Consider the following 18027-nt stretch of genomic DNA (forward strand, 5'->3'; position numbering starts at 1 on the left):
AGAGAAATTAAAATGGCAGTAAAAATCCGTTTGACTCGTATGGGTTCTAAGAAAAAACCTTTCTACCGTATTAACGTTGCAGACTCACGTGCTCCACGTGATGGACGTTTCATCGAAACAGTTGGTACTTACAACCCACTCGTTGAAGAAAACCAAGTAACACTTAAAGAAGAACGTGTTCTTGAGTGGTTGTCTAAAGGTGCACAACCTTCAGATACAGTTCGTAACATCCTTTCAAAAGAAGGCGTTATGAAAAAATTCCACGAATCAAAATTCTCAAAATAATTTTTTAGCCTATGGATACCATTGAAAATCTTATTATCGCTATCATTAACCCCTTAATTACTTCACCAGATCAGTTGACCATCAAGATTATTGACGGTCCTGAGTTTTTGGAGTACCATCTTGATCTTGCCCCATCCGATATTGGGCGTGTTATCGGGAAAAAGGGACGTACTATTAAGGCGATAAGAGCGATTGTTTATTCGGTACCTACTCAAGGTAAAAAAGTTCGTCTTGTTATTGACGAAAAAGAGAAAGCTTAAGAGGTGACCCTAGGGTTGCCTTTTTTATATTTTGGTTGTAGCTAGCAATCTTTGGTATAATAAGAGGGTTAAAGTGGTATTAGGCTCATAGAAAAACTAGTTTAATGGTTAGTTTAATGGCTAAGTCAAAGCATTAGCTTAAAAAGGAGCAATTATGATTTATCAAGAAGCATTGGATTGGATTCATGGTCAATTAAAATTTGGCATTAAACCTGGCTTGGAACGTATGGCCTGGATGCTTGAAGAACTAGGAAACCCACAGGACAATCTTAAGGCTGTGCATATTGTGGGAACAAATGGTAAGGGATCTACTGTCAATGCCTTACAAACGATTTTTTCTCAAGCCGGCTATGAAGTTGGAACATTTACCTCACCCTATATTATTGATTTCAAAGAACGCATTTCTATCAATGGTCAGATGATTTCAGAAGAGAATCTACTTGGCTTGGTTGAGCGTGTTAAGCCGGTGGTTGAACGTCTCCCAAAAGAGACAGAGCACGAAAATGCGACAGAGTTTGAGATTATCACAGTCTTGATGTTCCTCTACTTTGGGCAAGTCCATCCTGTTGATATTGCTTTTATTGAAGCTGGAATGGGTGGCCTGCATGATTCTACCAATCTATTTAGTCCTCTAGCGGTCATCTGTCCATCGATTGGCTTAGATCATCAGGCGGTCTTGGGCAATACTCATGCTGAAATTGCTACAGAAAAGGCTGGTGTTTTAAAAAATGGAGCGTCTTTTATTTATGCGACTGACCGTACTGACGTTCGAGATGTTTTTAAACAGAAGGCGAATGAAGAAGGTTCTAAGACCTATGAGTTGGGTAAAGATTTCACCGCTGAAGGGTCTAGCCATTCCTTTGATTTTATTTACAAGGAGCAGAGGTTGGAGGGTATAGCCTTGGCTATGGCTGGTCAACATCAGGTGGCAAATGCTAGTTTGGCTATCATGGCTAGTCTTTTGCTTCAAAAGGATTATCCTAAAGTAACTCCTGAACTCATAAAGGATGCACTGGCTCATGCTAGTTGGTTAGGTCGGACAGAGTTCTTGATGCCTAATCTTATGATAGATGGTGCTCATAATAACGAAAGTGTTAAGGTCTTAATTGATTTGTTAAGGTCAGAGTATGCGGATAAGGATATCGAATTGCTTTTCGCAGCTATTGATACTAAGCCTATTGATAGTATGTTGGCTCAGTTAGAGTCAGTCGGTGATTTGACAGTAACAAGCTTTGAGTATCCAAATAGTGTAAAATTGGACAAGTACCCAGTTACTTATAAACAAGTGTCAGACTTCCAGACATGGATTGAGGAACACGTGACTGCTAATGATGATAAACTTTATGTTATTACAGGATCTCTTTATTTTATTTCTCAAGTTCGAAAATGGATTTTAGAGCAGGAAAGTGCTGTTTAAGACTTGAAGGATAAGAATTAGGGGCGTATAATACTTCATGTGTTTTAAAAGTAAGGAGAAAAAATGTTACAACGTCTGAAAAACTTTTTAATAGGTGAACCCTTGACCCATGATAATAGCAGTGATGATCACTTATTATCTAAGGTTCAGGCATTAGCTATGTTGTCGAGTGATGCTCTATCATCTATCGCATACGGCCCTGAGCAAGTCGTATTGGTTTTGATGGCTGTATCAAGAGCTGCTATTTGGTGGTCTATCCCGATTGGGATTTTGGTTTTAGTCCTTTTGATTAGCCTTACCATTTCTTACAGACAGGTAATTAAGGCCTATCCACAAGGTGGTGGAGCCTACATGGTAACTTCGGAAAATCTGTCACCTAAATTTGGTTTGATAGCTGGAGGTAGCCTCCTAGTCGACTATATGTTGACAGTTGCCGTTTCAGTTGCCGCAGGTGCAGATGCCATTACCTCAGCCATTCCATTACTTCACCCCTATAATCTTCAAATCTCAATAATTTTGGTGCTTGTTTTAATGGTGTTGAACCTCAGGGGAATGCGTGAGTCGGCAAAGTCTTTGATGGTTCCTGTTTATCTCTTTATTGCCTCAACGCTGTTCCTATTAGGATATGGTTTCTTACAGATCTTAACGGGGCATATGCCTTATGCGGCTACGGCGCATTTAGGCCAACCGATTACAGGTGTGTCAGTGATTCTTATTTTAAGGGCCTTTACTTCAGGTTCGGCTTCATTGACAGGGGTGGAAGCTATCTCTAATGCAGTGCCTTTCTTTAAGAAACCTAAGTCTAAGAATGCGGCATCAACCCTCTTTATCATGTCAAGTATTTTGGGAATTATGTTTACTGGAATTACCTTTCTTAACTGGTGGACTGGTATTACACCTCATTCAGGTGTGACAATGTTGGCGCAACTGGCTAGGGAAATTCTTGGTGATTCATGGTTTGGCAGTATCTTATTTTATATTTTTCAGTTCTCAACTGCCATGATTCTTGCAGTGGCAGCAAATACTGGTTTTTCAGCCTTTCCGATGTTGTCCTTTAACATGGCTAAGAATAAATACATGCCTCATATCTATCTTGAAAAAGGTGCACGTATGGCCTACTCTAACGGTATCTTGACGCTGGCTATTGGGGCCATTACTCTCTTATTCATTTTCCGAGGAAATACGGAACGTTTGATTCCGCTTTATACAATAGGGGTGTTCGTTCCTTTTGCACTTTCTCAAACAGGTATGGTTGTTCATTGGAGTCGTGAATATGGTAAGGGTTTCTGGAAGCATTCTTTAGCTAATATTTTAGGTGCCTTAATTTGTTACGGTATTGTTCTCATTCTCATTCTCTTCCGTTTAGGGGATATTTGGCCATTCTTCCCAATTATTGCTATTTTGATGTGGATGTTTCTTAAGATTAAGAAACATTACGATGGGGTTGCTCAACAGTTGCGTATTGATGGCCCAGTCAAAGAACATCATTTTCAAGGTAACATTGTCCTTATCTTGGTGGGAAATGTTACAAAGGCTAATATTGGTGCCATTTCTTATGCACGTTCTATTGGTGATAAGGTTATTGCTATGCACGTGTCTACTAAAGATACAGAGAATAAGGATAAGGAAATCGAACAAGAGTTTAAAAAATATTTCCCAGAAATCGAGATGGTTCATATCCGATCACCTTACAGCTCAATTACACAGTCAACTATTCAATATGTAGACGAAGTGGCTACTCAGGCTGATAAGGATAATGCGACTCTGACTGTTTTGATTCCACAGTTTGTTCCGAAAAAATCATGGCAAAATATACTTCACAACCAGACGAGTTTACGATTGAAATATTATCTCAAATGGCGTGAAAATATTGTCATTTCATCATATTCTTACCACTTAAAAGATTAAATAAAGATAAGCGAAAACGGTTCTCATGTGACGGGGAGTTTTCGCTTTTTTGGTTAGAATTCAGCTAGACAATTTTATTTTTTGCAAGAAAAATCAAGCAAAATGAGTTATAATAGATAGTATTATAAGATTTCAAGAGGAAATTATGGAAAATCAAGAAAAAGTAGAACAAGCAGTCTATCAATTATTGGAAGCTTTGGGTGAGAATCCTGAGCGTGAAGGTCTTTTGGATACGCCAAAACGTGTGGCTAAGATGTATGCTGAGATGTTTTCAGGTTTAAATGAAGACCCGAAAGATCAGTTTACAGCGGTTTTTTCAGAAGTTCATGATGAAGTTGTACTTGTTAAGGATATTCCTTTTTACTCTATGTGTGAGCATCACTTGGTTCCTTTTTATGGCATGGCTCATGTAGCCTATTTGCCAAGTGGGGATAAGGTGACAGGACTATCAAAATTGGCACGTGCTGTTGAAGTGGCAGCCCGTCGTCCACAATTGCAAGAACGTCTCACAGATCAAGTCGCTACAGCGCTTGAAGAAGCCCTTAATCCTCGAGGGGTCTTTGTTATGGTGGAAGCTGAGCACATGTGTATGACTATGCGTGGTATTAAAAAACCAGGAAGTAAGACCATCACAACGGTTGCTAAAGGCATCTATAAAGAAGACCGTGAAGAACGTAAGGAAATTCTTTCTTTGATGCGTGATTTTTAGGAGTTGATAGGAGTTAAAATGTTTATTGGTAAACATGAAATTGCAGGTAAGGCCTGCATTATGGGAATCTTGAATGTTACCCCAGACTCTTTCTCAGACGGTGGGGATTTTGACACAATTGAAGATGCATTAGCCCAGGTTGAGCGTATGATTTCCCAAGGGGCTAGCATTATCGATGTAGGTGGTGAATCTACAAGACCTGGAGCGGAATTTGTAACCGAGGAAGAAGAGATTGCTCGTATAGTGCCAGTTATACAAGCTATTAAGGAAAAATATGATGTTCTTATCAGTATTGATACTTACAAGACAGCCACTGCCAGAGCTGCTCTTGAAGCAGGTGCAGATATTCTTAATGATGTCTGGGCAGGACTTTATGATGGTCAGATGCTAGCCTTATCAGCTGAAAAAAATGTACCGATTATCCTCATGCATAATCAAAAAGAAGAAAAATACAACGATGTCACAGAGAATGTCTGTACTTTCCTTAGTCAACGTACGCAAGCTGCCTTGGAAGCAGGTGTAGCTAAAGAAAATATTTGGATTGATCCTGGCTTTGGTTTTGCCAAGAATGTTCAACACAATATTGACCTGCTTAGGGGCTTGGACAAAGTTGTTGGACTTGGGTATCCTGTTCTTTTTGGGATTTCTCGTAAGCGTGTTGTGGATTTTCTCCTAGGTGGAAATATTCCTGCCAAGGACCGTGATCAAGGGACAGCTGCTTTATCTGCTTATGCTGTTAGCAAAGGATGTCAGATTGTCCGTGTCCATAATGTTGAAGCCAATCGTGATGTCGTTAAGACTATCTCAGGAATTTTATGAAATTAAAAAAAGCTCAAATTGACCTGCACCCCAAAAGTTAGACAGAAAAAAATCTAACGATTGGGGTGTTTTTGTATGAAATTAAGTTATGAAGATAAACTAGAAATATATCAGTTAAGACAGGCTGGTTTTTCTTGGCCTTATATTAGTCGAAAGTACGGTGTATGTCTATCCAATCTTAAGTACATGGTACGGCTTATGGAGAGACATGGTATTGAGGTTGTTAAAAAAGGGAAAAATAAGTATTATCCCTCTAAATTAAAGCAGGAAATCATTAATAAAGTTCTTATTGACGGTCAATCTCAGCTCACCGTATCACTGGATTATGCTCTTCCCCAACAATCCCTACTCACCAATTGGATAGCACAATACAAGAAAAACGGGTATACTATTGTTGAGAAACAACGAGGGAGACCGAGTAAGATGGGACGTAAACCAAAGAAAACTTGTAAAGAAATGACTGAGCTAGAACATATTCTGGAAGAGAATGAGCGTCTGCGTACCGAGGTAGCTTATCTAAAAAAGTTGAGGGAATTGCGCTTGAGGGACGAAGCCTTACAGCGCAAAAGGCGGAAACAGTTAGAGAACTGGTCTCAGGAGGATTTCGATTAGACCTCTTACTAAAAACCGCTAAGCTAGCTCGTTCTACTTATTATTATCAGTTGAAACGGTTTAATAGAGCTAAGAAAGATAAGAAGGTCAAAGAGATGATTCAAACCATTTACGTTGACCATAAAGGCAATTATGGATACCGTCGTATTCATTTAGAACTAAGAAACCGAGGATTTGTTATCAATCATAAGAAGGTTCAACGGTTAATGAAACTCATGGGACTCGCTGCTCGTACTCGTTGTAAGCGTAAATACTCGTCTTACAAGGGAGAGATTGGGAAGAAAGCTGATAATCTAATTCAACGTCAGTTTGAAGGGGCTAAGCCTTATGAGAAGTGTTATACGGATGTCACTGAATTCGCTTTACCAAATATTAGAGAGAAACTCTATTTATCCCCTGTTCTTGATGGATACAATAGTGAGATTATTGAATTCACCTTGTCACGCTCACCTGATTTAAAACAGGTTCAAACCATGCTTAAAAGAGCATTTCCGGCTACCTCTTACCAAGGAACTATTCTTCACAGCGACCAAGGGTGGCAATATCAACACCAGTCTTATCATGATTTCTTGGCATCCAAAGGGATTCGTCCATCTATGTCACGCAAGGGAAATAGTCCAGATAATGGCATGATGGAGTCCTTCTTTGGCATCTTAAAGTCTGAGATGTTTTACGGTTATGAAAAGACTTTTAAGTCGCTTGATAAGCTAGAACAAGCCATTACGGATTATATTTTTTATTACAACAATAAACGTATCAAGACAAAATTAAAAGGACTCAGTCCTGTGCAATACAGAACTAAATCCTTTCAATAATTTATTGTCCAACTTTTTGGGGTCAGTACAAATCGAGCTTTTTTCTTAGTCTTGAATTGTCCAAACGCTGACAGATTTTTCAGAGACTGGGAAGTCTCCCCACCCGTCTTCGTCAATTGTTACAGTATCAGAGCAGTTTCCAAGAATATCATAGAAAGTTTGTCCAGCCCAGTCACTTCCAATTTCCATAGATTTGTTGTTGGCAGCATCATTAGAAATGGTTACGGCTAATGGAGTACAGTCTTCATTACCAGAGCGTGTCCATCCAATACAGTTAGGGTCGTCAAAGTAGTCTGTTTGCTCTCCATAAGCCAAATCTTTACGAGCGTAAAGTAAGGTGTCTAGGACCTCTTTGAAACTTTCTTGAGCAAACTCACCATCAATGCCATAGTAGTCACCATAAAATAGGCAAGGAAGGCCGTCTTTACGAAGAAGGATGAGGGCATAGGCAGATGGTTTAAACCATTCTTCAACAGTAGATTCCAATGCTTGTCCACGTTGGGTGTCATGGTTCTCTACGAAGGTTACCGCATGCTCAGGGTGATTTTTGACCAATGTTTGTTCGAAAATAGTCGTCAAATCGTAATCTGCTCCTTTTAGGCTGGCATCATATAAATTGTAATGAAGGCGAACATCCACAAGATCAAAGCGGTTTTCAGTTTTTTCGAGATAAGTATTATTATCCTCTTCCTTGGCATTCCAAAATTCACCAAAAACATAGAAATCTTGACCTTGTTTTTCTTTGACGTCGCGAATAAAATTACGCATAAAGAAATAATCAATGTGCTTGATGGCATCCATTCGGAAACCTTGGACACCAGTTGTTTCGACGAACCAGTCAGCCCATTCGTAAATATTTTCTATAACTTCAGGATGCCTATAATCTAGGTTGGCAAACATAAGGTAGTCAAAGTTACCATTTTCATTGTCAACCAAGTCATTATGTGCCCAGCCTTTGTTGTCACCTTGGATAAGATAGATACCTTTTTTATTTCTTTTGGCATCGAAGTCAGTCCCGTTAAAGTGGTACCAGTGCCATTCAAAGTCGTTGTAAGCTTTCTGACGTCCGTCAAAAGTGAAATGAGTCCAACCCTCGATTTCAAACGGTTCGCTGATTACTTTGGTACGGTCCTCAGGGTCAACTTCTACCACATAAAAGGTTTCAAGTTTATCCGCGGCTGCCTTGTGGTTGAGCACAACATCGGCCATAGGGATGATACCAACATTTTTGAGTTGGTTGATGGCATTAAGGTATTCTTCCTTGAGACCATATTTGGTGCGTATGGTTCCTTTTTGGTCGAATTCCCCAAGGTCAAAGAGGTCATAGACTCCGTAACCAACATCATCTTTGTTAGTAGCTTTGAAAGCAGGTGGCATCCAAACATGGCTGATGCCAAGGTCTGCTAGATGTTGGGCATCTTCAGCTAAGTTGTTCCAATGCTGGCCGTCACTTGGGAGATACCATTCAAAGTATTGCATTGCAGTTTGATTTGTCATAGTTTTTTCCTTATTAGTTGACATAGTCTTGGTTTAGATATCAGGGAGTTTTTAAACTTCTGTGCCTTTATTTTACCAAATCAGAAGAATTACGCAATCGATTGTATGGCCGAAAAACAATAACTTCAGATTTGTCTAAAATATCATACTAATTAGAGCCCAACTTTTCAACTTTTTTGTGTTAGAATAAAGATGAGTTTAGTCGTCTTAAGGAGAAAATATGGATAAAATTATTTTAAATGGTTGCCGTTTTTATGGCTATCACGGGGCTTTTGTTGAGGAGCAAACCCTAGGGCAAATTTTTGTGGTAGATCTGGAGCTGGCTGTTGATTTGACCAGGGCTTCACAAAGTGACAATCTAGCAGATACGGTTCATTATGGTTTAGTTTTTGAAGCCGTACAGAGACAGGTGGAAGAAGAAAAGTATATTTTGATTGAGCGTTTAGCTGGTGCTATTTGTGAGGACTTGTTTGATCAATTTGTGCCAATCCAATCTATTAAAATTCGAATTACTAAAGAAAATCCACCAATTAATGGGCACTATAGAAGTGTTGGAATTGAATTGGAGCGTAGTCGATGACAAAAGTTTATTTAAGTTTGGGATCTAATATGGGAAATCGTCAAGACTATCTTAAAAAAGCGGTGGAGTCATTGGATCGCTTGCTTGAGACGGAAGTTAAAGCAGTGTCCTCTTATTATGAGACGGCTGCTTGGGGATTAACTGACCAGGCTGATTTTTTGAATCTCGCTTTAGCACTTGACACTCAGTTGCCGGCTGAAAGCTTGCTGAGTGCTTGTCAGGCAATTGAGAAAGATTTAGACCGCGTTCGCCATGAGCATTGGGGCCCTCGAACTGTGGATATTGATATTCTTTTATATGGGCAGGAAATCTGGGGGACTGAGCACCTTAAAGTGCCTCATCCTCTCATGACTCAAAGGGCCTTTGTTTTGGTTCCTCTGCTAGAAATTGCCGAGAATTTAGTTGAGCCTCAAACTGGTCAAGCCTACAAAAAATATTTGAGTCAAATAGACACTAGTGATGTCCGCAAATTGGAGCAAGTGGACTAGTTTTTACTAAAATTCCTTGTCGTCAAGATAGGGATTTTTTGCTATAATTAATTTTGGCTTTTTGTGGTATTTTTCTTTTAATTGTTAGGGAAAATACTAACTCATTTTTAGGTTGTGATAGTAATAAGGGGAAATTTTTCACAATACCTACAAAGAAATAAATGTATAGAAAAAGTATGGGAATTAACATGTTAGATGAACTTAAAGAAGATTTAGTTGGGATTGATATTCGTTTCGACGAACCCTTAAAACGTTATACTTACACCAAGGTTGGAGGTCCAGCGGATTATTTGGCCTTTCCACGTAACCGATATGAGCTTTCTCGTATTGTCAAATTTGCCAACAAGCACAACATTCCATGGATGGTGCTTGGTAATGCCAGTAATTTGATTGTTCGTGACGGTGGTATCCGAGGTTTTGTGATTATGTTTGACAAGCTTAATGGTATCGCTGTCAATGGTTATCAAGTTGAAGCAGAAGCGGGAGCTAATTTGATTGCAACAACCAAGGTGGCTTGTTTCCATAGTTTGACCGGTTTTGAATTTGCGGCGGGAATTCCAGGTAGTATTGGTGGTGCTGTCTTTATGAATGCGGGTGCCTATGGTGGCGAGATTGCACATATCTTGGTTTCTGCTCAGGTTCTTACAAAAGATGGTGATATTCGTACGATTGATGCAAGAGATATGCGTTTTGGTTATCGTCGTTCGGTGCTCCAAGAAACAGGTGAAGTGATTATTTCAGCAAAATTTAACCTCAAACCAGGAGACTACGAACAAATCAAACATGAGATGAACCGCCTTAATCACTTACGAGAACTTAAACAACCTCTCGAATACCCATCATGTGGTTCGGTCTTCAAACGTCCGCCAGGTCATTTTGCTGGTCAGCTTATTATGGAAGCTAACCTCAAGGGACATCGTATCGGTGGTGTTGAGGTTTCAACCAAGCACGCTGGTTTCATGGTCAATGTCGATCAAGGAACAGCGAAAGACTATGAAGATCTTATTGCAGATGTTATCGCTAAGGTTAAGGAAAATTCGGGTGTTACACTAGAGCCTGAAGTTCGCATCATTGGCGACAAATTAAATTAATAATACTAACCCTATTTTTGATATCCATGGAGGATTTATGACAATTGACTAATCCGATTATTGCCTTTCAAAACGTCTCGAAAGTATTTGAAGACAGTGGCACACAAGTTTTAAAAGACATCAACTTTGAACTGGAAGAAGGTAAGTTCTATACCCTGCTTGGGGCTTCTGGTTCTGGTAAATCAACTATCTTGAACATCATTGCTGGTCTCTTAGATGCGACCAGTGGTGACGTTCTTTTGGATGGAAAGCGTATTAATGATATCCCTATCAATAAAAGGGATGTTCACACCGTTTTCCAATCTTATGCCCTCTTTCCACACATGAATGTCTTTGACAATGTGGCTTTTGCGCTTAAGTTAAAAAAAGTGCCTAAGAAGGAAATTGAAGAGCGTGTAAAAGAAGCATTGAAAATGGTTCAACTAGATGGTTATCAAAAGCGCTCGATTCAAAAATTATCGGGTGGTCAACGCCAACGTGTAGCTATTGCCCGTGCGATTATCAATCAGCCACGTGTGGTCCTTTTGGATGAGCCCTTGTCAGCACTGGATTTGAAGTTACGTACTGAAATGCAATACGAGTTGCGTGAACTACAGAAACGTCTAGGGATTACTTTTGTCTTTGTCACCCACGACCAGGAAGAAGCCTTGGCCATGTCAGACTGGATTTTTGTTATGAACGATGGTGAAATTGTTCAATCAGGAACGCCTGTTGATATTTATGACGAGCCTATCAACCATTTCGTTGCAACCTTTATCGGAGAATCTAATATCCTACCAGGAGTCATGATTGAGGACTATTTGGTCGAGTTCAACGGAAAACGTTTCGAATCTGTTGATGGAGGAATGCGTCCAAATGAACCTGTCGAAGTGGTTATCCGTCCTGAAGATTTACAAATCACGCTTCCTGAGGAAGGTAAGCTTCAGGTTCGTGTAGAAACACAGCTTTTCCGTGGGGTCCACTATGAAATCATTGCCTATGATAATCTTGGCAATGAATGGATGATTCATTCAACCCGTAAGGCGATTGAGGGTGAGATTATTGGCCTTGATTTTACGCCTGAAGATATTCATATCATGCGTCTTAATGAGACAGAGGAAGAATTCGATGCTCGTATTGAAGAATATGTGGAAATGGAAGAGCCTGAGGATGGCTTGATTAATGCCATTGAGGAGGAGCGTCATGAAGAAAACAGCTAGCCTCTTCTCGGTACCATACCTTCTTTGGCTTCTACTTTTCGTAGTTGCTCCAGTACTCATGCTGCTCTACCAGTCATTTTTTGACATCAGTGGCAATTTTACTTTGGACAACTATGGAACCTTCTTTTCCAGTTGGACTTACTTGAGGATGAGCTTTAACTCGGTCCTTTATGCGGCCATCATAACCTTAGTGACACTCCTCATCTCTTATCCGACCGCATATCTCCTAACCAGACTGAAGCATAAACAACTTTGGTTGATGTTAGTTATTTTACCAACCTGGGTCAACCTTCTTCTAAAAGCTTATGCCTTTATGGGGATTTTTGGCCAACAAGGTGGAATTAACGCCTTTCTTGGTTTCTTTGGGATTGCTCCCATGCAAATTCTCTTTACAGATTTTTCTTTCATTTTTGTAGCCAGTTATATTGAAATTCCATTTATGATTCTACCGATTTTTAATGCTCTGGATGATTTGGATGAAAATATTGTCAATGCAAGTAAGGATTTAGGAGCTAATGATTGGCAGACCTTTACCAAGATTATCTTTCCTTTGTCGCTTAATGGGGTACGCTCGGGTGTACAATCGGTCTTCATTCCTAGTCTTAGCCTCTTCATGCTAACACGTTTGATTGGTGGGAACCGAGTTATTACACTAGGAACGGCTATCGAACAGCATTTCCTCACAACACAAAACTGGGGAATGGGTGCGACCATTGGTGTTGTGCTTATTGTTACTATGATTGCAATCATGTGGTTAACAAAGGAGAGACGTCAATGAAAAAATTTGCAAATCTCTATTTAGCTCTAGTCTTTGTTATCATCTACCTGCCAATCTTTTATCTAATCGCCTTTTCTTTCAATAGTGGTGGCGATATGAATAGTTTCACAGGATTTACTCTTGATAACTATCAGAGCATGTTTTCAGATAGTCGACTCATGTTGATTTTAGCTCAAACCTTCTTTTTAGCTTTTCTTAGTGCCCTCTTGGCGACGATTATTGGTACCTTTGGGTCAATTTTTATCTATGAGAGCAAGCAGAAGCAGCAGACTGGAATCTTATCCCTAAATAACGTGCTAATGGTTGCACCGGACGTTATGATTGGTGCGAGTTTCTTGATTCTCTTTACCTGGATTGGTTTCCAACTTGGCTTTGTATCGGTTTTGTTGAGTCACATTGCCTTCTCAATCCCAATCGTGGTTCTCATGGTTTTGCCGCGCCTCAAGGAAATGAATCGAGACATGGTGAATGCAGCTTATGACCTGGGTGCGACCCAATGGCAGATGTTACGCGAGGTCATGTTGCCATACTTGACACCTGGTATTATCGCTGGTTATTTCATGGCCTTTACCTATTCTTTGGATGACTTCGCAGTAACCTTCTTTGTAACGGGTAATGGTTTTTCAACACTTGCTGTGGAAATTTACTCACGTGCTCGTAAAGGGATTTCCTTGGAAATCAATGCCCTATCAACGGTTGTCTTCCTCTTCTCTATTCTTCTAGTCATTGGATATTATATGATTACCCAGGAGAGAAAGGAGGAGCATGATGCGTAAACTCTATCAATTTCTGTCAGGGATTTTAGCAATTATTTTCTTCCTTTGGGGAATTTCTGCCTACATGCAAAGTCGCACCGGAAGTGCTTCGGACAAACTGGTTATTTATAATTGGGGTGACTACATTGACCCTGATCTCTTGACCAAGTTCACTAAAGAGACAGGAATAAAAGTCCAGTATGAAACCTTTGATTCTAACGAAGCTATGTATACTAAAATTAAGCAAGGTGGTACGACTTACGACATCGCTGTACCTTCGGACTACACCATTGATAAGATGGTCAAGGAAGACCTTTTGGTGAAGTTGGATAAATCTAAAATCCATGGCTTCGATCAGATTGGCTCAAGCTTTAAGGGTCTTAGTTTCGATCCCAATAATGACTATTCTATTCCTTATTTCTGGGGGACAGTCGGAATTGTCTATAATACGAAATTGGTGAAAAAAGCACCTCAGCACTGGAATGATCTTTGGTCACCTGAATACAGAAACCAGATTATGATGGTTGATGGTGCGCGTGAAGTCATTGGTTTTTCTCTCAATAGCTTGGGTTACAGTTTGAATACCAAGAACATGACGGAATTGCGTCTGGCTGAAACTAAACTTAATAGCCTTACACCGAATATTAAAGCTATTGTGGGTGATGAGATGAAGGGCTACATGATTCAAGGTGATGCAGCTATTGGAGTAACCTTCTCAGGGGAAGCCAGTGAGATGCTTGATAAAAATGAAGATCTTCGTTATGTTGTTCCATCTGAAGGCTCAAATCTGTGGTTTGATAATCTGGTCATTCCTAAAACAGTGAAGCATGAAAAAGAAGCTTATGCTTTTATCAACTTCATGCTTAAACCGGAAAATGCAGCGCAAAACGCTGAATATATCGGCTATGCCACACCTAACGAGGCAGCTAAAACCTTACTTCCAAAGAGTATTACTAATGATAAAGCCTTTTACCCATCAGAATCAACCATCAAAAACCTTGAAGTCTATAATAACTTAGGTAAAAAATGGCTTGGGATTTATAATGACATTTACCTTCAAGATAAGATGTATCGTAAATAAAAAGTTTCCTTTTGGACCGTTGGGTTTTAAGCTTAGTCACAAAATACAAGAGGCTGAAACGCTAGTGTTTCAGCCTCTTGTATGATTGTCAAAGCTCTTGAAAAAGATATACTATTTTTCTTGAATAGTTGTATTACTGTGCTATAATAAAGCAAAGAAATCTTTAATGTTTATTTTGGAGGACTTAACATGCAGGCAGCATTTCTCTTTTTACTGATTTTATTCTTGATTATCTTGGGAATTCTCATCAGTATGCTTTATGTCGTACGTCAACAGTCAGTAGCCATCGTTGAACGTTTTGGACGCTATCAAAAAATCGCAACGAGTGGTATTCATATGCGTTTGCCATTCGGTATCGATAAAATACAGCTCGTATTCAACTACGTTTGCTTCAAAGTGAGATTGTGGTTGAAACCAAAACAAAGGACAATGTCTTTGTTATGATGAATGTGGCTACTCAGTATCGTGTAAATGAACAAAATGTTACAGATGCTTACTATAAACTCATGTGACCAGAGGCTCAAATTAAATCATACATTGAGGATGCCCTTCGTTCATCAGTTCCTAAATTGACGCTTGATGAGCTTTTTGAGAAGAAAGATGAAATCGCTCTTGAGGTTCAACATCAAGTAGCCGAAGAAATGACAGCTTATGGATACATCATTGTTAAGACCTTGATTACCAAGGTTAGCCAGATGCTGAAGTTAAGCAGTCTATGAACGAAATTAATGCTGCTCAACGTAAGCGTGTAGCAGCCCAAGAATTGGCAGAAGCTGATAAAATTAAGATTGTCACAGCTGCCGAAGCCGAAGCCGAAGCCGAAAAAGACCGTCTTCATGGTGTTGGTATTGCCCAACAACGTAAAGCCATCGTTGATGGTTTAGCTGAATCTATTGCAGAACTTAAAGAAGCCAATGTTGGTATGTCTGAGGAACAGATTATGTCTATCCTCTTGACCAACCAATATCTAGATACCCTTAATACTTTTGCGGATAAAGGTAATCAAACTTTATTCTTGCCAAATAATCCAAATGGCGTGGATGATATTCATACCCAAATTTTGTCATCCTTAAAGGTCGATAATAAAAAATAAGTAAAAAAGGAGCCAGAGTTGAGATAATCTGACTTCTTTTTCATTATTTTTCCAAGAACTGAGCTAAACGGATGACCTCGATTTTATAGCCATCTGGATCAGTAATAAAGTAGTACATTTTTGGTTTACCAGGTAGACCTGAGAGATCAGTAACATTATAGCCAGCCTCTTTGTGGGCTTGGTGTGTGGCCTCTAGGTCATCAACACCAACAGCGATGTGTCCATAACCATTCCCAATATCATAAACTTCATGATCGTAGTTGTATGTCAATTCCAACTCGTAATCAGGATCATCTTCTAGTTGCATGTAGACAAGAGTGAACTTATATTCTGGGAAATCGTTACGACGGACTTCCTTAAAACCAAGCGCTTCTTGATAAAATTGTAGTGAAGCTTCTAGGTCTTTAACACGGACACAAGTGTGTAGAAATTTAGTCATGTGAGAGACTCCTTTTATCTAGTTTTCTAAAACCATTATAGCATTTTGATAGCGTTTTTTCTAGTTTTAGCAATTGATTTTGGAGGGACTCAGGTAAAGTCTGCTCTTGTTTCAGAGGACCTTGTCCTCTGAAAGAGTTTGCCAACGCAATCATCCCCTCAGACCTTGGATAAGGCTCTCGATGTTATTGATCATTTAGTAACTTCGGTTGAAATAGCTTTATCAGGCAGTGCAATTAGTGTTCCTGAAACTGTTGATATGGAAGGAGGGTGTGATTTATCACGGCGGTTTGTTGAGATTCTTTCATGGTTTTCGTGTCAAATAAACCCTGCAAGCTAAGTATCATTTTCCAGTAGCTGCGCTTAATGATGGTAAAGCAGCAGCCTTGGCTGAACTAGCCACAGGTCATTTGAAAGGAGTGACTAACGGTGCTGCTCTTGTTTTAGGGTCAGGCCTTGGTGGAGGTATAATAATCAATGGTAAACTTTTTCAGGGAAGCCATTTCCAGGCAGGAGAGTTGACCTTTCTCCTTCCTCTTCAAATGGAAAAACTTGATCCTTCATTGATGCAAGAAACAACTCTTTCAGCTATTGGTTTGATTACTAAAGTTAATGAAATTTTAGCTAGTCTTGATTTAAAAGATGGTTTGCTAGCCTTTAAGGCAATTAATGCTAAAAAGGAAGCAGTTTATCCAATCTTTGAGACCTATTGTCGAAACCTAGCTATTACTATATTGAATCTTCAAACTATCTTTGATATGGAAACCTTTGTTCTTGGAGGTGGTATTTCAGCTCAGTCTATTCTGATAGAAGAAGTCAACCGCCAGTTTGATAAGGTTCACCATGAGATTGATTTTATCGGTAAAATTATTAAACGTCCAAAGATTGTAGCCTGTCATCATAATGGAACAAATCTAATCGGTGCTGCCTATTTTCTTAAGCAAGGATAACGGATAGTAAATCTGATTACTTGCAAAAATATACATAAAATACCTAACTTTTTTGTGACGAACGGGCAATTCCGTTCGTTTTTTACTATTAACACTTTACAATATTCAGTAAATTCGCTATAATGGGCCCATTAAAATTTTGGAGGTGTCTTTATGACAATTTATAATTTCTCAGCAGGACCTGCTACATTACCAAAACCTGTGCTCGAAAAAGCACAAGCTGAATTGCTTAACTATCAAGATTCCGGTATGTCCGTGCTAGAAATGTCCCACCGTTCTCCAGAATTTGACAAAATCATTAAAGATGCGGAAGCGACACTTCGCGAGCTTATGGCCATTCCTGATAACTATAAGGTTATTTTCTTGCAAGGGGGCGCTTCAACGCAATTCACAATGGTTCCACTGAACCTTGCTCAAGGTAAGAAAGCTTACTACCTTGTAGGTGGTTCATGGGGTAAAAAAGCCTATACTGAAGCTGTCAAGCTTTCAAAAACTATTCCTTTTGAACCAATTCTTTTGGCGTCATCTGAGGATACTGTTTACGATCATATCCCAAGTTTTGATCCTTCAACGATTGATCCAGAAGCCGCTTATGTTCACTTGACTACCAATAATACAATTGAGGGAACATCTATCTATGATTTGCCTGATACTAATGGTGTGCCAATTGTAGCAGATATGTCTTCAAATATCTTAGCAGCTCGCTATAATGTTGAGGATTTTGCTCTTATCTATGCTGGTGCTCAGAAAAATATTGGACCTGCGGGTGTGACGGTGGTTATCGTCCGTGAAGACTTCCTTAACGACCAACCACAATTGTCTGCCATGTTGGACTACCGTATTCAAGCTGAAGCAGGATCACTCTACAATACACCACCATGTTTCAATATCTATATTTCAAAACTCGTTTTTGACTGGGTAAAAAATGAGATTGGTGGCGTAGATAAGATGGCGGAAATTCAACGTGAAAAATCAGGTCTTCTTTATGACTATATCGAATCATCTGATTTCTACACCAATCCTGTTAAAGATGCCAAGGATCGTTCTGTCTGCAACATTCCATTTGTCACACCAAGTAAAGACTTGGATGCCAAATTTGTAGCAGAAGCAGATGCTCTTGGTTTCAAAAATATCAAGGGACACCGTTCAGTGGGTGGTATGCGTGCCAGTGTTTATAACGCCTTCCCGCGTCAAGGTGTGCTTGATTTGATTGACTTTATGAAGAAATTTGAAGATGAAAATAAATAATTAG

General features: G+C 39.5%; 17 protein-coding genes and 2 pseudogenes. 17 read left to right on the forward strand and 2 right to left on the reverse strand.

Features of this window, described 5'->3' with window-relative positions; genetic code table 11:
- Positions 1-12: 12 nt before the first annotated feature.
- The 7 genes from rpsP (at position 13) to MHH90_RS02480 (ending at position 6825) form a co-directional block, all read left to right on the forward strand.
- On the forward strand, positions 13-285 hold the full coding sequence (gene rpsP, locus MHH90_RS02450) for a 30S ribosomal protein S16 (protein ID WP_002884675.1): 273 nt from the start codon (positions 13-15) through the stop codon (positions 283-285).
- 11 nt (positions 286-296) lie between these two features.
- Positions 297-545: a KH domain-containing protein gene (locus tag MHH90_RS02455; RefSeq protein WP_002951562.1), complete on the forward strand. Its 249-nt coding sequence runs from the start codon at positions 297-299 to the stop codon at positions 543-545.
- 154 nt (positions 546-699) lie between these two features.
- Positions 700-1962, forward strand: coding sequence for a bifunctional folylpolyglutamate synthase/dihydrofolate synthase (locus MHH90_RS02460; protein ID WP_022097000.1), 1263 nt, complete (start codon positions 700-702; stop codon positions 1960-1962).
- A 63-nt stretch (positions 1963-2025) separates the two neighbouring features.
- Positions 2026-3870, forward strand: a complete 1845-nt coding sequence (locus MHH90_RS02465) for an APC family permease (RefSeq protein WP_340725764.1) — start codon at positions 2026-2028, stop codon at positions 3868-3870.
- A 145-nt stretch (positions 3871-4015) separates the two neighbouring features.
- Positions 4016-4579, forward strand: a complete 564-nt coding sequence (folE, locus tag MHH90_RS02470; protein ID WP_011226385.1) for a GTP cyclohydrolase I FolE — start codon at positions 4016-4018, stop codon at positions 4577-4579.
- Between the two features lie 18 nt (positions 4580-4597).
- Complete coding sequence (gene folP, locus MHH90_RS02475; protein ID WP_023909858.1) at positions 4598-5398, forward strand: dihydropteroate synthase; 801 nt, start codon at positions 4598-4600, stop codon at positions 5396-5398.
- 75 nt (positions 5399-5473) lie between these two features.
- A protein-coding gene (locus MHH90_RS02480; protein ID WP_148259541.1) for an IS3 family transposase occupies positions 5474-6825 on the forward strand; the annotation gives its coding sequence in 2 pieces (ribosomal slippage) (positions 5474-5933 and positions 5933-6825; 1353 coding nt in all).
- A 45-nt stretch (positions 6826-6870) separates the two neighbouring features.
- Here the strand turns inward: MHH90_RS02480 and MHH90_RS02485 are convergent.
- The gene (locus tag MHH90_RS02485; protein WP_011681482.1) at positions 6871-8322 is read right to left on the reverse strand and encodes an alpha-amylase; all 1452 of its coding nucleotides are present in this window, start codon (positions 8320-8322) and stop codon (positions 6871-6873) included.
- 220 nt (positions 8323-8542) lie between these two features.
- Between MHH90_RS02485 and folB the strand changes: the two genes are divergently transcribed.
- From folB to MHH90_RS02525, 8 genes and pseudogenes are all read left to right on the forward strand, one after another.
- Positions 8543-8902, forward strand: a complete 360-nt coding sequence (gene folB / locus MHH90_RS02490) for a dihydroneopterin aldolase (protein WP_011681481.1) — start codon at positions 8543-8545, stop codon at positions 8900-8902.
- Positions 8899-9390 (forward strand): 2-amino-4-hydroxy-6-hydroxymethyldihydropteridine diphosphokinase, encoded by a 492-nt coding sequence (gene folK, locus MHH90_RS02495; protein ID WP_011681480.1) that lies wholly within the window; start codon positions 8899-8901, stop codon positions 9388-9390. Before folB ends, folK begins: the two co-directional genes overlap by 4 nt.
- 188 nt (positions 9391-9578) lie before the next feature.
- Positions 9579-10481 carry a UDP-N-acetylmuramate dehydrogenase gene (gene murB, locus MHH90_RS02500; protein ID WP_014608604.1) on the forward strand — a complete coding sequence of 301 codons (903 nt, stop codon included), beginning with the start codon at positions 9579-9581 and terminating at the stop codon, positions 10479-10481.
- A gap of 44 nt (positions 10482-10525) precedes the next feature.
- Positions 10526-11680 (forward strand): ABC transporter ATP-binding protein, encoded by a 1155-nt coding sequence (locus tag MHH90_RS02505; protein ID WP_002953381.1) that lies wholly within the window; start codon positions 10526-10528, stop codon positions 11678-11680.
- Positions 11664-12458 carry an ABC transporter permease gene (locus MHH90_RS02510; RefSeq protein WP_002951547.1) on the forward strand — a complete coding sequence of 265 codons (795 nt, stop codon included), beginning with the start codon at positions 11664-11666 and terminating at the stop codon, positions 12456-12458. The genes MHH90_RS02505 and MHH90_RS02510 overlap by 17 nt, the downstream gene beginning before the upstream one ends.
- Positions 12455-13234 carry an ABC transporter permease gene (locus tag MHH90_RS02515; protein ID WP_011681478.1) on the forward strand — a complete coding sequence of 260 codons (780 nt, stop codon included), beginning with the start codon at positions 12455-12457 and terminating at the stop codon, positions 13232-13234. Before MHH90_RS02510 ends, MHH90_RS02515 begins: the two co-directional genes overlap by 4 nt.
- Positions 13227-14294, forward strand: a complete 1068-nt coding sequence (locus MHH90_RS02520) for an ABC transporter substrate-binding protein (protein WP_011681477.1) — start codon at positions 13227-13229, stop codon at positions 14292-14294. Before MHH90_RS02515 ends, MHH90_RS02520 begins: the two co-directional genes overlap by 8 nt.
- Positions 14295-14483: 189 nt before the next feature.
- A pseudogene (locus MHH90_RS02525) lies at positions 14484-15387 on the forward strand (SPFH domain-containing protein).
- Between the two features lie 43 nt (positions 15388-15430).
- Here MHH90_RS02525 and gloA read toward each other — a convergent pair.
- The gene (gene gloA / locus MHH90_RS02530) at positions 15431-15826 is read right to left on the reverse strand and encodes a lactoylglutathione lyase (protein ID WP_084829016.1); all 396 of its coding nucleotides are present in this window, start codon (positions 15824-15826) and stop codon (positions 15431-15433) included.
- Positions 15827-15874: 48 nt separating this feature from the next.
- Between gloA and MHH90_RS02535 the strand changes: the two are divergent.
- Both MHH90_RS02535 and serC read left to right on the forward strand, forming a co-directional pair.
- Positions 15875-16775, forward strand: a pseudogene (locus tag MHH90_RS02535) (ROK family protein).
- Between the two features lie 153 nt (positions 16776-16928).
- Positions 16929-18023 carry a 3-phosphoserine/phosphohydroxythreonine transaminase gene (gene serC / locus MHH90_RS02540; RefSeq protein WP_011227455.1) on the forward strand — a complete coding sequence of 365 codons (1095 nt, stop codon included), beginning with the start codon at positions 16929-16931 and terminating at the stop codon, positions 18021-18023.
- Positions 18024-18027 lie beyond the last annotated feature (4 nt).

The organism is Streptococcus sp. FSL E2-3488, assembly GCF_038003585.1.
Lineage (GTDB): Bacteria > Bacillota > Bacilli > Lactobacillales > Streptococcaceae > Streptococcus > Streptococcus thermophilus.

Excerpts from the sequence above, each read along its gene's own strand:
- rpsP (WP_002884675.1), top strand. The coding sequence starts at position 13 with ATGGCAGTAAAAATCCGTTTGACTCGTATGGGTTCTAAGAAAAAACCT.
- MHH90_RS02455 (WP_002951562.1), top strand. The coding sequence starts at position 297 with ATGGATACCATTGAAAATCTTATTATCGCTATCATTAACCCCTTAATT.
- MHH90_RS02460 (WP_022097000.1), top strand. The coding sequence starts at position 700 with ATGATTTATCAAGAAGCATTGGATTGGATTCATGGTCAATTAAAATTT.
- MHH90_RS02465 (WP_340725764.1), top strand. The coding sequence starts at position 2,026 with ATGTTACAACGTCTGAAAAACTTTTTAATAGGTGAACCCTTGACCCAT.
- folE (WP_011226385.1), top strand. The coding sequence starts at position 4,016 with ATGGAAAATCAAGAAAAAGTAGAACAAGCAGTCTATCAATTATTGGAA.
- folP (WP_023909858.1), top strand. The coding sequence starts at position 4,598 with ATGTTTATTGGTAAACATGAAATTGCAGGTAAGGCCTGCATTATGGGA.
- MHH90_RS02485 (WP_011681482.1), bottom strand. The coding sequence starts at position 8,322 with ATGACAAATCAAACTGCAATGCAATACTTTGAATGGTATCTCCCAAGT.
- folB (WP_011681481.1), top strand. The coding sequence starts at position 8,543 with ATGGATAAAATTATTTTAAATGGTTGCCGTTTTTATGGCTATCACGGG.
- folK (WP_011681480.1), top strand. The coding sequence starts at position 8,899 with ATGACAAAAGTTTATTTAAGTTTGGGATCTAATATGGGAAATCGTCAA.
- murB (WP_014608604.1), top strand. The coding sequence starts at position 9,579 with ATGTTAGATGAACTTAAAGAAGATTTAGTTGGGATTGATATTCGTTTC.
- MHH90_RS02510 (WP_002951547.1), top strand. The coding sequence starts at position 11,664 with ATGAAGAAAACAGCTAGCCTCTTCTCGGTACCATACCTTCTTTGGCTT.
- MHH90_RS02515 (WP_011681478.1), top strand. The coding sequence starts at position 12,455 with ATGAAAAAATTTGCAAATCTCTATTTAGCTCTAGTCTTTGTTATCATC.
- MHH90_RS02520 (WP_011681477.1), top strand. The coding sequence starts at position 13,227 with ATGCGTAAACTCTATCAATTTCTGTCAGGGATTTTAGCAATTATTTTC.
- gloA (WP_084829016.1), bottom strand. The coding sequence starts at position 15,826 with ATGACTAAATTTCTACACACTTGTGTCCGTGTTAAAGACCTAGAAGCT.
- serC (WP_011227455.1), top strand. The coding sequence starts at position 16,929 with ATGACAATTTATAATTTCTCAGCAGGACCTGCTACATTACCAAAACCT.